The sequence below is a fragment of the Oceanobacillus sp. FSL H7-0719 genome, from assembly GCF_045040795.1.
Classification (GTDB): Bacteria; Bacillota; Bacilli; order Bacillales; family Amphibacillaceae; genus Oceanobacillus.
The window spans coordinates 2,313,704-2,333,647 of record NZ_CP150301.1; the positions used below are offsets into that span (position 1 = coordinate 2,313,704).

Below are 19,944 nucleotides of genomic sequence, written 5' to 3' on the forward strand. Positions count from 1 at the left end.
CTTACTGTAAACAACCACCAAACTATTATTTTATCAGCCACAAATTCTACCCTTTTTATATTTATTTTAGCGTATTATTTATCAATCATTACATACTGTAATATAGTATCTTCTACAATATCTTGTCTAGCAACTTTCCCTATTACCTTATTAATATCAGATGGCGAAATACCTGTACCAGGTCTCTTAAATGTTAACATTTCACTTGTAATAACGGAGCCACTCATAATATTACAACTAGCCACTAAAGACCTTCTAGCATTTTGCCTTGCTGCCATTTCAGATTCAGAATAGTCGATATCATAAGAGCCTCTCAGACTTTTAATGAAGTCTACTCCTGTTATTATATTACTTGCATCTTTAGGATCCATAGCATGATAGTGATCATTTCCCGGTAATGTTTTATCCAAAGTAAAATGTTTCTCTACCACTAATGCTCCCAAATTATAAGCAGTTTTAATTACATCCGCATGTTCATCTGGCTTCGTATGATCTGAATAACCAACAATAACATCAGTGTATTTATTTTTTAATGTTACTATTCTATTCAAATTAGCATGTTCAAATGGCGTGGGATACTCCAAAACACAATGTAATAGAACAATCGGTTGGTCATTATATTTCTTTATTAGTTCGATAGTTGTCTCAATTTCTTCTTCATTTGACGCACCTGCTGAAATTAAAATTGGCTTTCCCTTTTTTGCTTGATATTCTACAAAAGGAAGGTTGTTTAGGTCAGAAGATGAAATCTTATACACATTCATCAAGTCAAAAAGGTAATCTGCTGATTCAATATCGAACGCTGTTGACAAAAATTCTATATCTAGGTCATTACAATATCTAAATAACTCTGCGTATTCATCGTAAGAGAAACTATCAAACTTTTTAAATAGTTCATATTGGGATGTAGTTGCCTCTTCTGATGTATCCCAATAAGATGGGGAATCTTTCGCTGCTAAAGTTTCCGCTTTATAAGTCTGAAATTTAACAGCATGGATACCTGCTTCCTTTGCTTCTCTAACCATTAATTTAGCTGCTTCCATAGGTGTAATATTTAATTTATCAGCTATGTCATAATAATTAACTCCTATTTCCGCTATCAGTACAAACTTGCCTTCTTTTGCTCTTTCTATAATCCTACTTTTCATCTTATCTCCCCACTTCTAATCGTTATTTACAATCAATTTTAATACTCTTTTAATACCAGTTTTTAGATCTTTCCTTAACATTTGTTGATTCATTTGTTTTCTTATTTGTGGGCTATTTATCAACCAAAGCAATGTTTCTCTAATGGTTCGGTTCTCTACCTTACTTCCTAAACCCAAATTTATAAATCCGTTTTTCATATAGCCGAATTCATGTGCTTGCTCTCGCACATTTTGAGCTAATAAAATTGTAGGCACAGCCATTGAAGCTAATTCAAGCATTGTCCTACCTTGTGAAGAAATTGCTATGTCAGCTTTGCCCATATATTCCGTCATATGCTTAACATCTTGTATAATATCAATATTTAAATCTGATTTATTGGCTTCATTGATTAGCTCCTCAGTATGCCTATAACCCAAACCTACGATAAAAGTATAATGTATATCCTTATTATCGATTGTATTAATAACATCAAAAGTTCTTTTAGTCAGGTTGCAGGGATCAGTTCCGCCAAATATAATTAAAACATCATTAACATTTTCCTTAAAAGTAATAGGGTTTGCAAGTAGAAATTCATCTCTAATACAATAATAACTACTGCCCCAGTAGTGATTATCTAAGTTGTTACTTTTTTCGTACAAATCATTAATAACTACATCAGCATACGGTGCACCTTTACCAAGGTCTTCGAAATTCACCACTCTCACGCCCAAATTTTTACAATGCCTTATATAATCTGCATCTGTATCTAAAATGTCATTTATTAAAATATCACATTTATAAGTATTTATTAATTTTTTTATTTCATAATTATCATCTATTACGTTATATTTAAAATGGCTTTCTTTAATTTTTTTAATACCAAGGTCAGAATGACTTGAAATAACAAATCTAACTTCATGGTCAATCAGATTATCTGCCAAAAGTAGACATCTATAAATGTGGCCTAATCCTATTTTAGAATAACCATCCGTTCTTATTAAAATACTTTTTTTCGAAAGTTCTGTTTCTGCTACCCACCAGTCCTGAGGTGTGTCGATGTCAATAGATTCATTAGCAGGTAATTCATATATTGATATATTAGAACCCAATCTATTATTTTCTGACACAAACTCTCTTTTTGTAATTACAAATGCACCCGTTTCCTCTAAATGTTTGGGCAGGTATTGTCGATTAAGTCGTTTCCGATAAAGAGGTATAACCTCCCCATCACTTTCAGTCCAAGACAAATGCGGATTATTTATGCCACTTATTAATGTATCATATTCATTACTTATAAAATAATCTATTGCTGCATCTAGAGTTCTTGTCTTTAGTAACGGAGAAGTTGGCTGCATAGTTATAACATAGTCATATATTAGTTTTTTTTCTTTTTCCGTTTTTATTAAAGCGTGATAAATTACTGGATCTAAAGTAATATTATCGACAGCTAATTCTTTTGGTCTATTTAATACCTCGGCACCGTATTGAACAGCGATTTTTTCTATTTCTTCATCATCTGTAGAGACTAACACATCCATGTTAAAAGTACTGTTTAAAGCATTTTCTATACTATAGCTTATTAAAGGTTTCTTACATAATAACCTTATATTCTTTCGTGGAATGCCTTTTGAGCCACCACGCGCGGGGATAATAACTAAGATATTCAAATTACCACCCCACATTCTTTTTAGTTATTTTTTTAATAAAGTCTTCCATTACATGATATTGTTTGTCGATATGACGAGAAACTTTATCAAAAACTTGATAATTGGTATTTTCAATATTATTTATAATTCTCTCCATATCATTGTTTATATTTCCATTTACTTTAAATGCAAACTTTCTATATATTGATAAGACTCCCTTGTTTTTATTAAATATCCTAAAAATATTGGAGTATAATCTGGATAGTTTGTAAGCATTTACACCGGGAGATTCCAATGCTTCTGATACACCGTTTCCTCGTCCATCTTCATGTAGCAAGATACTAGGCATTCTCTTACTCAAGAAATAGATGTGTGCATGAACCCGATAGCCAACATGAAGATCACAGTCATCATAAAAATCTAATTTTGCTCTATTATACGATACGTCAACTACTTTTGCTCCCATTTTTTCTGCTTTGTCTGCCAATTTTTTTGTGTTTTCTGCGTCACTTTTTGGCGTGAATTCATCCACCACACCAATACCTCTATGAAATGATACTATAATTTCTGCATTTTTATATTTATTTATTAAGAAACCTAATACCTCGATACTCTGTTCAGAAAAAGTTTCATCCTGTGCAGGTGTATAAACTACTCTTTTTATCTCTTTGGGAGCAGTAAACTTTTTACCAAGAGATTCAATATCATACCATACCGGACATCCTGTCATAGTAACATTATTATAACCATTATTAATTAGGGCCCTTTTCGTTTGGTAATCTCTACAACTCATACCAGCAGTCGTATCATTCATCGTATCTAACATTTGCTGAGCTGAATTGGTAAAATGATATAATCTCTCTGTTGTCTTATCTCCTGGGACTCCTTTCCATCCTGTACCAAGAGTATGTATAGGTACTTTAATATCTCTAAGACTATCAGTTAATTTATACACTCCAGGATACATATTCATTTGAAAGCCCGGACCGCCCAAAATGATAATACCTTCACTGTTATTAATAAATTCAATATCCTCAATCTTTTCCCAGTGCGGATGTAATACATACTCATATTCAGGAGCTATATGCTCCAACAATTCAATTGCTCTTCCAGTTATTAAGAAATCACCGACATTTTTTTTTGCACCAGTAAGTGCGATAAAATATTTTTTGTTATTCTTATTCATGATGAATACACACTCCAATTCCACTTTTTATCCAACATGACTAATTAGTTATGTCGGCAATAGTTCTTTTCTATTTTTCAATATGAAAACTAATAAAATAATAAACGGGACCACTAGGATAAGAGAACTTTTTAATATCCATGTGAAAATTATACTAGTTAGCAATAACAACTGACTAACGTATAGCACCTTAGGTCGTATTTTGAAAATACCCTCGGTATATTTATTTGACAATCGCTTAACAAAATAAAACTCTAGAAAATAGGCTAAATATGTAGCTAATGATGCACCTGTAATACCAAGAACAGAGATTAATAAGATATTTAATAGAATATTAAATATAGCAGTTGCTACAGTTAATAAAGCAACACGACTCATTTTTTTATAATAAATAATGGAAGATACGGACATAATGTAACCTAAATGCCAAAGGGTTCCTCCAAAAAGAAAACCAACAAATAAATAGTTTGATTCATATGAATTCTGACCAAAGTATTTTACAAATAAAGGTATTAATATCAACCCAAGAAGAATAAGTAAAGTTAAAATTAAAGCAACACTACTAAAAATTCTTGTGAAAAACTTTTGATTCACCTCGTTTTTCTTCATCATTTTATAAAACTTTGGTGCATATGCCAAATTAAATGAGGTGACTAACAACATCATTCCAGAATTAAATTGAGCACCTAAGCTATAGATACCTAATTCGTAAAGACTGAGGTTTTGTTCAATTAAAACTCGATCAGCAGCGCTATTCACCCAACCTGCTAAATGATGAGGGATAAGTGGAATAGCTAATGCTAAGGAACTATATATATATATAGCCTTACAATTCCTAATTTTCAACTTTGTAAATATAGCAATATATAAAGTAAATATAATCCCCATTATAATTTTTGCATAAATTAATGCTAGTAAACTTCCTTGCGCCCCCATATCTTTTACGATTAACAAATAAATCGTTAATATTACTATCAAGATTGTTTCTATGATGTTGAAAGTAACAAACTTTACCGCTTGTTCTCTAATTCTCATTAACGTTAGAGGTATAACAGGAAAAATACTTAAAAAGGAAAGGATAATTAAATACTTATAATAAGGATCTTTTGGGATGTTATTAAATAAAAATGGAGTAATTATACTATCCAAGTTTAAAAGTATTATTGTTATTACCGTAGCAAACATAACTAAAAATAAAAAAACCGATAAAACAAAACCCTGTTTATCATTTTCAGTTTCATAATCGATAAATGAACGAGTAATACTAGTTCTTAATGAGGTTAAATAGAAAATAGAAATAACAGATACAAGAGCATTGATAGTTTGAATTAAGCCATACTCTTCGGGACTTAAATAATTCATATATATAGGTAACATTATAAATACAATTGCTTTAGGTAGAATATTCCCTACCGTATATATTATTGTGTTTTTATACAAAGCAGCCACTCACTTCTGTTATTTATTTCTCTATATTTTAAATGCATCCTTATAAATATCCACGTTATTCCAGTTTGAGAAGTACTACCAAAGGTCCGTGGCGCATAGAGAGGTGCATAGTAGGCTATCAGCTCTGTAAAATCAATTTTTTACCGATTTCATAACACCCCATGTCCACAGAGGCTCCATGTCAAGCCAGCCATGAACACATAATTGTAAAACAAATGGTACGATTATGCGTATTATATCCGATTTAGGCTGGAATAGTGTGCAACTTGACACTGTTCTCGCAAAGCACTTTTTAAATGAACAGTCAAATTAGTATGTTAAGTGTTTATTCAATGATATTAAACACATTAATTAATATTTCTTAATTCATTCTTTAAAAAAGTAATCCCTAGGAAACTGATTAGCGTCGTAAGTATCTATCATCTTTACCATTTCCTCATTATTATGGACTAATTTAACGATATTCTGTTTAATTAGATCTTCCATATATTCAATTCCTGGTAAATTAAAAAGTAAAGTCTTACAACCTAATGTCAACCCTTCAAATATAGCGGTTGAATATACTCCAATCTGATATTCTGATTCAGCAAATAGACTGTAAAGATTCTTTTCATTACTATCAATGATTTCGACATTATTAAGTTTTGATGCTGCTACTAATTCGGGATAATCCTTCCTCCACCTATCGTATTCGCCGGGATGCAATTTATAAATAATTTTGTAGTCATACATTATCTCCGCAATTTCATTAGCTTTTCTAGATAGTTCTCTACCAATTGTGCCTTGAGAAATAAAGAGTATCTGATTCTTTTTTTTCGGAATATCTTTATATTTCTCTAATTGTTTATTAAGATATGGAAAACCATTAACTACGACTTTGGCTTGCTGAGGAAACTTCTCTGTTTTTCCCCAATATTCACCAAAAGTTAATAATTTATCTGGAAAGTATTTTAATTTTATTGATGGATTTCCAAAGTTATAAGCAAAGTGATAATCGGTAATAACTCCATGTTGTATTTCACTCACCACAATATTATTATCTTTTGCAGCTGCTACTAAAGGAAAATTAGTATAAGATACTACAAGGAAGACTTTCTTTAGTTTTTTTCTTTTGATAAGCATATTAAAAAAACTATATTTTAATTCGAACGTCAATATTCTTTTATAAATCAGTTTTCGTAATTGTATTTTAACACCGAATGCATCTTTTAATATTTCTTCAATTTTAAATATAATTTGCAAATCTTCCTGTGTAAATTTAAACAATTTCAATGGTATCATATACAATGTGTATATATAGAAAAAGTCCATATAGCTCCGATTAGCATCACTCAAGTCACTATAATGTTTGCCAAGGTAAGGATACTCTAAAACAAAAAAGTCATTTAGATTCATATCGGTTATAAATGCTTCAGTATATATATCAATAAATTTTCCATTGTTTTTGACCTTCCTTGGATGGTCCAACACTAACGTAGAGCCTTTATAAATGCTCCTAAATGGATTCTTTTTAATAGAATTACCTAAAATCATTAAACTTCTTTTAATCTGACTAGTGATTGATTTGCTAGATTCAGAGTGGGCCTTTCCATAAAAACCTAATTTATTTGTTATCTCATTAAAGACAGAAAACCTTATGATTTCCCATACTTTTATATCCCTTATTTCTATACTAAATAAATCAAAATCTTTTTCTATGTGCCATAACTTTTCGCAAACATCTCTGATTCTATCCATATTTTATTTCCTTTTCTTATATTTGCATTTTCAGGACTTTTTTAAATCTACATTCCAAGTTATTTATATACCCTCGGCTTTTTCTAATAAAGGTTATTAGGAAAATGACTTTCTCAAAAACATTCTTATTTTTCGTGGGATTAATCCATACAAGGCTTTTGCAATTGCAAAAAAAATATAATACCTAGGTAATTTCATTTTTTTTATTGCTTCTTTTTGAAGTAGTAAGGAATTCATTAAAAAGTTAATTCTCTTTTTATTCTCAAATGATTGATTTGTATGAATCCTTTTTGCTGTTAATGCGTGTGGCATTTTACCAATTCTAAAAGAACTTTGAACAAATCTAATCCATAATTCATAATCAAATTGTGATTTTCGATTTTCATCATAACAGCCAACTTCAATTAAATCTTTTCTATTCATCAATACAGAACTATGAATTATTGGATTCTTTATTAATATTCTTGTGGTTACGTCTTTTACTTCTGATTTTTCATTAGAACTTAGTTTGCTCCAATTTGGAAGTGATTGCCCTGTAATAAGTTCAGATTCTGTTGCAATAACGGAGAATTCAGGATGTTTCTCAATAGCTATTACTTGATACTCTAATTTACTTGGGTGCACTGGGTCATCTGCATCAACAATTGCTATGTACAAACCTTTTGATTGTTTAACTGCCAAATTTAGAGCCTTTCCTCTTCCGATTCCCTCTGTAGGAAACAATTGTATTTTATTATTTTTTTTGGCGAACTCTTTAACAGTGTCTAATGTATTATCATTTGATCCATCATCTACAATTATAAGTTCCCAATCCTCATAAGACTGATGAACTACACTTTCTAAAGTATCTTTAAATAACTCACCACCATTCTTTACAGTGCAGATAATACTCACTTTCGGCATAAAAATAACCTTCCTTTTGAACAATTAATTATAATTGATATTCTTATTAACATTTTGTTTTCTCATTGAATAACTAAAACTTAAATATGGTTTGATTGAAATCTTATATATTATAAAGAACATTATAGATAACCCAAGACCGATTTTAAAAGCACCCATCACTAAAGTTAAATCTAATCTATGAATGTAAAAGGTCGAATAAACAATCGCCGGTAACAAGAAAGGGGCCATAAAACTTTGAGATATTAAAAGTTTATTACCATACCATATTATTAGGATCCAAAGACCTAAGAACATTAATATGGTTAATATTCCTCCAATACTATACATTTCAGCCCAAATATTCGAACCCATCCCCCAATGTATATAAGGGAAAAACTCCTTTGAAACTACTGGAGCAAAACGAGGTGAAATAAAAATTTGCTCATTACTAAAAAAATTTAATATATCTTTTAACAGTGGTACTGTACTGACTAGAATATCATAAACAACACTCGGATCTTGTCTAAAATTTTGTTCTACAGCTATGTTTAAGCTAGCAAAGATTGAATTGCTTTCTATAAAAAATGAAGCGTCTTTAAAAGTTTCAAAGTTCGTTATACTAGCAATAATTTGCGATAAGTCAAAAGTCTTTATTATTTTATATATTTCCTTATAAAAAGTTAGAAATAGAGCTAAAACCCCAGTAAAGAAAAGAATTCTTTTATATTTTATCAATTTTAGTCTTTTGTCTCTTAATAATAAAAGTCCAATACTTATTATCGCTAAGGTAATATATGCTCTCGACCCAACGAATAAAGAAAAAATTATTATAAAAAAATTTAAGTTCATAATTTTTAAGTTTTTATTCTGTAAACTTAAAATTATAGCAGATAGAGCAACCCATATTGCTATATCATAAAAACCTCTAAAGTGCTGACTTAATACAGATTTGTCTGTGTTGAAGAATGGCTCAATGCCAATAATCCCAATATTGGCAATCAACAAAGAAAATGCCAAAAACGTTAATAAATATAGTATATATTTAGTTCCAGGTACTCCTAAAGAATCTTTTTGTTGGTTCTTATATTGCTTTCTATCATATAGAAACATTGTTGTTAGAAGTGTGAGCATGATGATACTTATTATGATATATGCGTGAAAATGTACTTCTGAATAGTACAAACCGTCTCCAACTACCACAACACCAATTAACGCAGGAAATGTATAATATATATGAAAAACTACTGCTATTGTAAATAAATCAAATCTTCTATTCTTAAATAAAATATATATTACACTTATAATTGTTAGTACCCAATATATTATTATCAATAATAATCAACCTTTATTCTTGTGTATTTAATAAATTTTCATATAAAAACTTATGTTTGCTAATATTATTATTAAGTGAGTAAATTTCTTTTACCCTAACATAATTTTTTTCTTTTTCTTTTTTTAGTAATTCATTATTATTATAGAACTTCATTACTTGAGTGACAAAACCATCCGAGGATTCACATATATTATTGATGTTACCTACAACCTCCACCGATCCACCCGCATTTGTAGAGAGCACAGCGGTTTTTCTACTCATAGCTTCTATTAGTGTTCTTCCAAACGATTCCGTATTGTAATTAGATGTAAGGATAAACACGTCAATGTCATAATAAAGTTGGTTCATTTCCTCTAAACTTATATTAATCTTCCCGTTAAAACGTCCACCTAATACCCTATACAAATCATTAAACATTTCTTTTGTGTCTATCTTAGCTTTATCATCTAAGCAGCCCACTGCCATCTTTACATGTAACTTATTACCCAATTGCTCATTTAACCTTTTAGAAATATCGACTGCTAAAGGCCAGTTTTTCCAATCAGTATACCTACCTGCAAATCCAATAGTTATAGTGTCCAATTTCTCCTTTTCTAATTCTTCTTCATAAGTTTCAAATAATTGTCCAGCAGTATTTTCAATTACTTTATAATCTACAGAGATGCGTTTTTCAAAAATAGCTTCCATCCAGTGATTCATATTAAATTCAGTTGTTGTTACTAGAGTATTCAGCTCTTTCATAAAAAACAAAAATAACTTCTTAAAGAAACCACTATATTTTGTATATAATCCCCTTTCAGTATGAACTAACTTTATCTCTCTAGGTATCAATCTTAACTTTTTAAATAAAGAAACTATAAAAAAACTCACTTGTGCTTGTGTATGAATAATTCTTGGTTTTTTAGTAACTATTATTTTTCTTGATTTTAAAATATATTTAAAAAATGAAATGGGATTTTTAATTACATGTTTAATCCTTGTTTCAGTAGTGAGGTGATAATAATTCACTTCTGGTAACTTCTTTTTTACTAGACCTGGTTGAGCAACTCCAACTTTGAACTTGTTTTTCAGCCCATCTATAATAATTTTAGTTGATTCTTGCTCACCACCAACTGTTTCCAACCCATTATCGGACATTAATAGGATATCAATTTTTTCTTCATCACTTTTATTTGATTCGGTATGGATAATAGATTCTTCTAAACTCCTAACATGATAATCGGATTTATACCTGCTTAAGTAGTGATCATATACCAAATTCCCAAACATTTTATTAATTATACCTATTCTACCACTTAGATAATTCAACACAGGATTAAACACCTCAACCAACTTGATACCATTCCCATGAAATTCCGCAATGTACTTCACCATTTCACTGGTTTTGACAAACTCCTTATTCTGAGGGAAAAACAAACCACTTTCTTCATTTTCCACCATTAATCTAAGAAACTCAGACAAATTATCAATATGTAACATACTTCGCTCATTATCTATATTAGGGAATATAGGTAATTTCTGAGCAGCCATTGATAATTTAGGATAATTGCCTTTAGACCCTTTACCATAAATCATAGGTGGTCGAACAATTGCTACCTTAAAGTTCTCAGACTCTAGTGATTTGATCCCTTCCTCTGCTTCCAATTTACTTTTACCGTAAAAATTACTTGGAGTAGGAATTGTATCTTTATCAATTACTTTGCTTTCTTTACTTCCATCACCATAAACAATAATACTGCTCATAAAGACAAACTGTTTTACACCCTGAGATTTTGCTTTTTTCGCAACTTCAATCGTTAAATCCCTGTTAACTTTATAATAGAGTTCTTCCATATTAGGGTCTGTAGATACATGGGCAATTCCTGCGACATGTAAAACAGTATCATTAATAGAAAAATCATAATCTCTCCATGACTCTTCTTTTAAGCTTATCTTTTCAATAGCATACTCACCCGGAAAGTTTGCCAACCATTTTTCAAACGAATTACCTACATAGCTATTTTTACCAGTGATTAGTATTTTTTTCATTTTCCAACTGACTCCTTATCACTAGCAATTTCTCTTTTAGAACTTTTACCAGTTCCACCCTCAACAACACCATCACTTTTTACAACACTAATGATTGTTCCTATAAAACATTTAGCGTCCATCCTGAAACTAAGCTTTTTGATATACTCTCCGTCTAACTTTGCTTTAACATCAATCGGAAGTTCATCTCTTCCATTAATCTGTGCCCAACCCGTTAAACCTGGTAATACATCATTTGCACAGTATTTATCTCGTTCTTCAATCAAATCATATTGATTCCACAGTGCTGGTCTCGGGCCAATGATACTCATATCCCCAACAAAGATATTCCATATTTGAGGTAGTTCATCGAGTGAAGTTTTTCTCAAAACTTTTCCAACTCGGGTTATATATTGATCCGCATTTCCAAGTAAATGAGTTGGGGTATCTTTTGGCGTATCAATTTTCATGGTCCGGAATTTCAAAATATTAAAATGTTTCTTATGGATACCTACACGTTTTTGTTTAAATAACACGGGCCCCCTTGAATCTATTCTTATTGCCACAATAAAAAATAGGATTATAGGGGATAATATAATCATCCCTGCAAAAGACAAAATAATATCTAGCAATCTCTTAATAATCTGATACATTTTATTAACTCCCTTAAGCCTTTAATTAGTAAATTAGCATTTAATTAAAATCGGTTTCCTATCTATTCCAATAAACTGCTAATCCACTAATATAATAATATTAAGCATTTCAAATACAGTCATTCGCCCCTTGAATTGTTCAAGAGGCGAAAACAACCTATTTTGTTTCAAGTTTTAACTCATCTACCTTTTGGATAAGGTATTCATATAATTCATCTTTCATTTCCGGATTCTCTAATGCAAAATCAATCGTTGTTTTAACAAATCCCATTTTCTCACCAACATCAAAACGTTTACCTGCAAAATCATAAGCAAACACATTTTGAATTTCATTTAGCTTTTGAATCGCGTCAGTTAATTGAATTTCTCCGCCAGCTCCAATCTCATGTTTTCCTAGATAGTCAAATATCTCAGGAGTGAAGACATAACGGCCCATGATAGCCAAGTTCGATGGTGCAGTTCCTTTTGCTGGTTTCTCCACAAACTTATTAACTTGATATCTTCTTCCTTCTTTTTCACCAGGGTCAACAATTCCATAACGATCTGTTTCATCTTCGGAAACCTGTTGAACTCCTACAATTGAACTGCCTGTTTCTTCGTATTGCTCAATTAATTGTTTTAATCCCGGTGTTTCAGCACGTACAATATCATCGCCAAGTAATACCGCAAATGGATCATCCCCAATAAATTTACGTGCAACCCAAACTGCATGTCCTAGGCCCTTTGCTTCTTTTTGCCGAATATAATGAATTTCAACATCAGAAGTTGCATTTACCTTTTCTAATAAATCGAATTTCTCTTTGTTTTTTAAACTCTCTTCCAATTCAAAGTTGTGATCAAAGTGATCTTCAATCGCACGTTTGCCTTTTCCTGTAACAATGATTATATCTTCTATACCAGATTTAATCGCTTCTTCAACTATGTAATCAATTGTTGGACGATCTACAATTGGCAACATTTCCTTTGGCATTGCTTTAGTTGCTGGTAAAAACCTTGTACCCATTCCAGCTGCTGGGATAATGGCTTTCTTGATTTTTTTCATTACTATACCTCCGCACAATTATTATATAATAACGTATCACTCTGTTTAATGTATAACAATTATAATTTCAAATTAAGCCTGAACAGCCAACTGCTCCCGTTCCAAATAAACAATTTTCATTAACGAATCCTTTAATTCCACGCGATTATACTCTCGGAAATTTTCAATTAGGTTCTCAATCAGACTCGGATGCACTTCAACCGTTCTTCCAACATAAATCTTCTCATAAACCTCACCAGGGAGAACTTCATCTTCACCAAGTAATTCTTCATACATCTTCTCTCCTGGTCGTAAGCCAGTGTATTCAATACGAATTTCATCTTCGTTATATCCCGATAATTTAATTAAATTCTTAGCTAGGTCCACAATTTTCACAGATTCACCCATATCAAGTACGAATATTTCTCCACCTTGCGCCAGTGTTCCCGCCTGTATCACCAGTCTCGAGGCTTCCGGAATTGTCATGAAATACCTTGTAATATCAGGATGAGTGATCGTAATCGGCCCGCCACTTTCAATTTGTTTTTTAAACAACGGGATAACACTTCCACGGCTTCCTAGTACATTTCCAAAACGTACAGCGACGAATTTTGTATCGCTATTCTTCGCCATATTTTGCACAACCATCTCAGCCACACGTTTGGAAGCTCCCATCACATTAGTTGGGTTAACTGCTTTATCTGTCGAGACTAATACGAATGTACGCACAAAAAATCTATCTGCTGCTTCTGCAACATTTCTTGTACCAATTATGTTATTCTTTACCGCTTCGTGCGGGTTATACTCCATTAATGGCACATGCTTATGTGCTGCAGCATGATAAATAATTGCTGGCATATGTTCTTCTACAATTTCAAAGATACGTTTTCGATCTTTTACGTCACCTATAATTGGAACGATTTCTGTATCTGCTTCACCAAATGTTTTCTTTAGTTCCATATCAATCGAATAAATGCTAAATTCTCCATGGCCTACAAGCAAAATCTTCTTGGGAGTGAATTGCATAAGCTGACGACAGATTTCAGATCCTATTGATCCGCCTGCACCCGTTACCATAACCGTACTGCCTGTCACATATTCTGAGATTGCTCCGATATCCAGTTTTACTGGTTCACGACCGAGTAAATCCTCAACTTCAACATTTTTCAGACTGCTCACTGTGACTTTTCCTGTCATTAAATCTTCAATTTTGGGAATCATTTTCACTTGAGCAGAAGTACTGCTGCAAGACTCGACAATCTTTTTCAACTCTCCGTTTCTGAGTGACGGAATTGCGATTACAATATGATCTATCTTATATTTTTCGACGACTGCTGGAATATCTGCTACTGTTCCTACTACCGGCAGACTGTATAATTCCATTTTAAGTTTACTTAAATCATCATCGACAAATGCAACGGGATAAAGATCTAAATTATGTTCATTTCGTAATTGACGGACAATCATTGCTCCGGCGGCGCCTGCACCAACAACGAGTGTACGCTTTTGTGTAGGGGAAGTATTGTTAATATAGCGATCACGATACATTCGCCATATGAAACGAGAACCACCAATAAATATAATATGTAAAAGCCATGTAACTACTAAGGCCCGGCGAAGGATATTGAAGTCGTTTAAAATCAATTGAACGGCGCCCGCGCAAAGAACCGATAATGTTATTGCTTTGACAATAGCCACCAATTCCCCGACACTGGCATAAGCCCATACTTTATTATAGAGTTTAAATACTGCGGCAAAGATATGATGAGAGATTAATAATGCGATTGCACTAATTATGATTGCACTTGAAGTTAATACATCTGAATATGCGGGATATACAATCCACGCTGCGACAAAGATTGCAGTAGCGACGATAATTGAGTCGAGAAGCATAAGCAGCGATAATCTTTTCGTATAGGACATCTAGTCACTCCTTTCTCATGAGGTACAGAATACTTCATGCTGTTTTTATGTTTAATGGTATTTTAATGTGAAATTCCTATATAGATAACACACATTTCTATATTACTAGAGCCATAGTCATATTAAAAGTGACTTTCAGCAATAAATGTCATGTCTTTATCTGGTGTTTAGTCCGTTAAATTACGGAGGGAATGAATAACTTCTTTCCGGATACGCAGATTAAGTTTATTATAAACTTCACTTATATAGTTTTTAACCGTGCCTACCCCTAAACGCAGTTCTTTAGCTATTTCTTGATTGGAGTAATTTTGCTTAAGCAGGTAGGCCACATCAAGCTCACGTTTTGTGAATTTATAGCCGCTTCTTTCAAGGCGAAGAGAAAATATTTCTTTATGATCCATCGTTAATATTCTGATATGATTTGCTAGCATTTTCACAATTGGCCCAGACATTACTGTTTCCCCTTCATACACATCTCGCATTGCGTGAAGCAATTTTTTCGAATACTGTTTCTTCAGAAAAAAGCCGTCTGTTCCAACATTAATTGCGCTGATTATTTTATCTTCATTCAGTACTTCAACTAAAGTTAATACTTTAATCTCAGCGTAGTTTTGTTTAATTTGTCTCGTCAGACAAATTGCTTGCATATCTGGCAATTCAAGTTCGACTAGAATAATATCAGGGAGATTGTTTCCAGATGCTAGAAACTCTAAAGCTTGTTCAGCATTCTCCAGTGATGCGATCACCTGATATTCATTTGTCTGTTCTAGAATTGCCTTCATTCCATCACGAAATAAAGTTTGTTCATCAATGATCATCGCTTTAATCATGCTAATACCTCATTCCCCGTATTAACAGTACAGTTGCTAAGCGAAACCACCTCTGTAAGTGGATAATAGTAGTAGGATAGAGTAGTTCAATTTATTCGTTCGTACTGCTGAAGTAAATAATACAACATAATCTATACATTTATTTGTACCGGTTAACAATATATGCGATTTTTCGATTCTAAAATAGTCCCAAGAACTTCTTTTTTTTAATTTGCGATGGTTCCATCCGATTAACGTTTTGATTGCCAATTAAAAGCTCACTATTTTCTAGAAATAGATAAAGATAATCACTGCCATATTGCTTCTTAATGGTCTCAAATGCTTCGTTCATCACAAAGCCTCTTGATGTTGTATTATGTGCATCTGATGCAATGAAATGCGTTAAGTTAGATTCTATTAGCTGATGGCTGAATTTCTGAATGTTTTTCCCGAATTCCCCTACAATACTTGCAGCAGTTACTTGAGTAAGACAGCCTTTTTTAACAAGTTCATAGAGTCTTGATGGATGCTCGATCAGTTCCTGATTACGTTCTGGATGTACAATAATTGGAATATAGCCAGCTACTTGTATATCAAAAAGCATTTGGCTCGCATAACGTGGCACATTTGCGGATGGGAATTCAACGAAAACATATTTCGTATTGTTAATTGGAAGAATGATTTGTTCTTCTAACTCTGTAATCATATCACCATTAAGTCTGGTCTCCTGTCCCGGCAATACTGTGAGTGGAATTCCTTCCTTTTCAAACAAATCACTTAATGTTTCTACCCATTTGAGGATATTCTCTCTCCCATTGTCATACTTGCCATTTCTGTGATGTGGAGTTGCAACGATTGAAGTAATTCCTTCTTGAACAGCAGCTCTCGCCATTTGCAAACTATCCTCTTCGGATTGTGCGCCATCGTCGACACCAGGTAAAATATGCGAATGAATATCAATCATAGATAAACTACGCTCCTTCCATTTTCAAAAATTTCTCATTTTAGGAAAATACTATTTTTATAGGAATTATATCATATTATTGAATTCTTTAGTAGACGTCAATATAGATAATATGTAAACATATTTTTACATCATTCATTAGTAAAAGAGCCTCTTACAACTAGAAAGACCCGTTGTAAGAAGCCCATTATTAATTTGTGCCGTAGTAATAATAGTAATTTGATGCTTTTTTCTCTCGACCATTAAGTACAACTCCAAGAAGTTTAGCCTTTGCTGGCGCGAGTGCTTCTTTCGCTCGCTGAGCTAGCTCAATTTCTGTACCCCCACTGCGTACAACAAGAATACTTCCATCTACAATGTCAGCAAGTATTTGCGCATCCGTTACCGCAAGTACTGGAGGCGTGTCAAAGATTACCATGTCATAGTTAAATAGCGCTTCTTTCAGAAATGTTTCCATTTTCTTAGAAGCTAGTAATTCTGAAGGGTTCGGCGGGATTGGACCGCATGTCATCACATCCAATAATTCAACATCTGTGTGATTAGTTGCTTCGTCAATTGTATTTTCCCCTACTAGGACATTACTTAGTCCTCTTAAATTATCAAGTCGGAATGTATAGTGCATTGTTGGTTTCCGTAAATCAGCATCAACCAGAAGTACTTTCTTTCCTTGCTGTGCATACACAACTGCAAGATTCGCTGTTGTCGAAGATTTTCCTTCTGCAGGACCAGAAGAAGTAACAATCAAGGTCTTTAATTCTTTATCTACAGAAGCAAATTGCATATTCGTTCGCACTGTTCGATATTGCTCAGAGATTGGTGATTTCGGATTAATTTGCGTAATTAAATGCCTTACATTGCTGGCAATTTTAGACAGATTTCTTTTGCGCCGCATTAAATCCACCTCTTTTCGTCCGATTTGCTTGAAAAGCCATATGGTTACCCCGTACATCTTCTTCTGAAATAATTGAAATAACTCCTAGCACTGGAAGACCTAAATGCTTATCAATATCATCTTCTGTTGTAATTGAGTTATCAAGATATTCAAGCAGAAATGCAATGCCTACACCAATCATTACACCAAGCACAATTGCAATCGCGATATTTAACACTGGGTTCGGAGCAACTGGTGAAGGATTTGGGCTTAATTGTGCTTCCGTTAATATGCTTACATTATCTACGTTCATGAATTCTTGAATTCGATCCTGGAATACTGCGACTGTAGTATTTGCAATATCAACCGCTGCTACTGGATTTTCATCTGTCGCTGTAACAGTTACTACTTGAGAGTTTTCTGCATTAGACACATTAATATTTTCGCTGAGTTTCCCTGCGGAATAAGAAAGACCTAATTCCTCAATTACTTCTTCAAGTATTGCCGGGCTCTTTATAATAACATTATAAGTATTTATGATTTCTACGTTCGCACGAATATCGTTTACGTTATATTGTACATTTGGGTCTTGTTGCTGACTTTGGTTTACGATGAATTGTGAACTTGATTCATAGGTAGGTGTTAGAACAAAGTAACTTATAACAGCTGCAACTACTGCAGCACCAAGTGTGATTGCCATGATTAATAACAGACGCTTTTTAATTACGCCGAATATTTCCTTCAAGGAAATTGACTCTTCCATGATGTAACCTCCACATTCCTTTAATAATCTGTGTTTTACGATATTTTTCACTATAATATTGAGTCTATTGTTTGCAATTTACACATTACAATATGTGATTATAACACAGAAACAGGGAAAAAGTAGTATATTTTTTAGAAAACTTTTGGGTAACACGCAAAACGAGACGAAATGTTCTGTAACTAATACCCACCTAATATTACAAACATATTACAAATTGTTAATTTCCACTCTTTAATTGGAAATACTTGCTATAATAGTACCTAGCAATTATATTCATTATTTTAGGTTTTCGGACCTTTTTCACTATATTTTGACTTTGCCATTAATTAACTAATAATTACTATGACCTAATACGAATCTATCAATCTAGTAAAATGGCCATCTAATTTTATTTATTAAAAGGGAGGATTTTTACTTTGGCGAACAAGAAGATAATTATGTCTGTAACAGCAAGTGCAGCGATCGCCTCAGCAATTTTCGCAGCGGAGGAAGCAGAAGCAGCAACACATAAGGTACAACCAGGTGATTCACTTTGGAAGATTTCACAACAATATGGTACAAGCGTTTCTGTACTAAAATCACTTAATAATTTAAATTCCGATATTATTTTTCCTAATCAAGTAATTGAAACTTCTAAAGCTAGTTCTAAACCAGCAAACAATACATCTAATAACTCAAACAAAACTAATTCTGGAAGTTCTTCAGCACCCGCTAAAACAGGTAATACATATACTGTAAAAGCTGGGGATACTTTGAGCGGCATTGCGTCAAAACACAATATTTCATTACAAAATCTAATGAAATGGAATAACCTTGATACAACGCTAATCTTCCCAGGGAATGTTTTTGTAGTCAGCAATTCAGGCACCAATAATTCTAGTACTGGTTCCAGTTCAAACAATACTCCGAGTAAACCAGTAACAAGCACTGCTTCTGTTTACACGGTTAAGTCCGGAGATACACTTTCACGTATTGCATCCCAGAACGGTGTATCTGTTGCGAACCTAAAGAAATGGAACAGCTTAAATTCTGACCTTATTCTAATTGGTCAAAAGTTATCCATTAACGCTGCTTCAAGTAAGCCTGTGGTAAGTAAACCTGCTGAGAAACCAGCAACAAATGTTGGCTACAATGTAGACAAGCTAATCAGTCTTGCTAAAAGCCAAATGGGTGTGCCTTACGTATGGGGCGGTTCAACTACAAGTGGTTTTGACTGCAGCGGATTCATTTATTATGCATATAAAAATGCTGGAAAGAGTGTTAGCCGCTTGTCGACAGGAGGATACTTTGATCGCTCCTTCTATGTAGACAAACCACAGGTTGGGGACTTGGTGTTCTTCTCAGGAACATACAAATCTGGAATCTCTCATATGGGGATTTATATCGGAAACAATCAATTCATCCATGCAGGATCATCTACTGGCGTAACAATCACTAGTCTGGATAATTCTTACTGGAAGAAACACTTTGATAGTTTCAAACGATTCTACTAAAATAGTTAATTTAAGAGGTTGCCTTATGAAAGGTCAGCCTCTTTTTTAATTGAGTTTTATAATATATGAACAA

16 protein-coding genes are annotated in these 19,944 nt (G+C 32.9%); 1 reads left to right on the forward strand and 15 read right to left on the reverse strand.

All coding sequences use genetic code 11. The features are described 5' to 3' along the window. Positions 1-74: 74 nt before the first annotated feature. The 15 genes from NST93_RS12060 to NST93_RS12130 form a co-directional block, all read right to left on the reverse strand. Positions 75-1,148 carry an N-acetylneuraminate synthase family protein gene (locus NST93_RS12060; protein WP_405097339.1) on the reverse strand — a complete coding sequence of 358 codons (1,074 nt, stop codon included), beginning with the start codon at positions 1,146-1,148 and terminating at the stop codon, positions 75-77. 15 nt (positions 1,149-1,163) lie between these two features. Next, a complete protein-coding gene (locus NST93_RS12065; protein WP_405097341.1) occupies positions 1,164-2,795 on the reverse strand; it encodes a cytidylyltransferase domain-containing protein in 1,632 nt (543 codons plus the stop codon). 1 nt (position 2,796) lies between these two features. Then, positions 2,797-3,960, reverse strand: coding sequence for a polysaccharide pyruvyl transferase family protein (locus NST93_RS12070; RefSeq protein WP_405097344.1), 1,164 nt, complete (start codon positions 3,958-3,960; stop codon positions 2,797-2,799). A 48-nt stretch (positions 3,961-4,008) separates the two neighbouring features. Continuing rightward, positions 4,009-5,400, reverse strand: coding sequence for a lipopolysaccharide biosynthesis protein (locus NST93_RS12075; protein ID WP_405097346.1), 1,392 nt, complete (start codon positions 5,398-5,400; stop codon positions 4,009-4,011). 375 nt (positions 5,401-5,775) lie between these two features. Next, on the reverse strand, positions 5,776-7,146 hold the full coding sequence (locus tag NST93_RS12080; protein ID WP_405097348.1) for a hypothetical protein: 1,371 nt from the start codon (positions 7,144-7,146) through the stop codon (positions 5,776-5,778). 96 nt (positions 7,147-7,242) lie between these two features. Then, positions 7,243-8,049 (reverse strand): glycosyltransferase family 2 protein, encoded by an 807-nt coding sequence (locus NST93_RS12085; protein WP_405097350.1) that lies wholly within the window; start codon positions 8,047-8,049, stop codon positions 7,243-7,245. A 24-nt stretch (positions 8,050-8,073) separates the two neighbouring features. Next, complete coding sequence (locus tag NST93_RS12090; protein ID WP_405097352.1) at positions 8,074-9,363, reverse strand: hypothetical protein; 1,290 nt, start codon at positions 9,361-9,363, stop codon at positions 8,074-8,076. 13 nt (positions 9,364-9,376) lie between these two features. Continuing rightward, positions 9,377-11,392, reverse strand: a complete 2,016-nt coding sequence (locus tag NST93_RS12095) for an NAD-dependent epimerase/dehydratase family protein (RefSeq protein WP_405097354.1) — start codon at positions 11,390-11,392, stop codon at positions 9,377-9,379. Next, on the reverse strand, positions 11,389-12,024 hold the full coding sequence (locus NST93_RS12100) for a sugar transferase (RefSeq protein WP_405097356.1): 636 nt from the start codon (positions 12,022-12,024) through the stop codon (positions 11,389-11,391). The genes NST93_RS12095 and NST93_RS12100 overlap by 4 nt, the downstream gene beginning before the upstream one ends. 157 nt (positions 12,025-12,181) lie before the next feature. After that, positions 12,182-13,066 carry a UTP--glucose-1-phosphate uridylyltransferase GalU gene (gene galU, locus NST93_RS12105; RefSeq protein ID WP_405097359.1) on the reverse strand — a complete coding sequence of 295 codons (885 nt, stop codon included), beginning with the start codon at positions 13,064-13,066 and terminating at the stop codon, positions 12,182-12,184. A gap of 72 nt (positions 13,067-13,138) precedes the next feature. Continuing rightward, the gene (locus NST93_RS12110; RefSeq protein ID WP_405097361.1) at positions 13,139-14,968 is read right to left on the reverse strand and encodes a polysaccharide biosynthesis protein; all 1,830 of its coding nucleotides are present in this window, start codon (positions 14,966-14,968) and stop codon (positions 13,139-13,141) included. A 167-nt stretch (positions 14,969-15,135) separates the two neighbouring features. Then, a complete protein-coding gene (locus NST93_RS12115; RefSeq protein ID WP_405097363.1) occupies positions 15,136-15,798 on the reverse strand; it encodes a response regulator in 663 nt (220 codons plus the stop codon). A 178-nt stretch (positions 15,799-15,976) separates the two neighbouring features. After that, positions 15,977-16,741 carry a tyrosine-protein phosphatase gene (locus NST93_RS12120; protein WP_405097365.1) on the reverse strand — a complete coding sequence of 255 codons (765 nt, stop codon included), beginning with the start codon at positions 16,739-16,741 and terminating at the stop codon, positions 15,977-15,979. Positions 16,742-16,931: 190 nt separating this feature from the next. Then, positions 16,932-17,633, reverse strand: coding sequence for a CpsD/CapB family tyrosine-protein kinase (locus tag NST93_RS12125; protein WP_405097367.1), 702 nt, complete (start codon positions 17,631-17,633; stop codon positions 16,932-16,934). Beyond that, on the reverse strand, positions 17,608-18,375 hold the full coding sequence (locus NST93_RS12130; RefSeq protein ID WP_405097369.1) for a YveK family protein: 768 nt from the start codon (positions 18,373-18,375) through the stop codon (positions 17,608-17,610). The genes NST93_RS12125 and NST93_RS12130 overlap by 26 nt, the downstream gene beginning before the upstream one ends. 419 nt (positions 18,376-18,794) lie before the next feature. Here NST93_RS12130 and NST93_RS12135 point away from each other — a divergent pair, with 419 nt between their 5' ends. Then, complete coding sequence (locus NST93_RS12135; RefSeq protein WP_405097371.1) at positions 18,795-19,871, forward strand: LysM peptidoglycan-binding domain-containing protein; 1,077 nt, start codon at positions 18,795-18,797, stop codon at positions 19,869-19,871. Positions 19,872-19,944 lie beyond the last annotated feature (73 nt).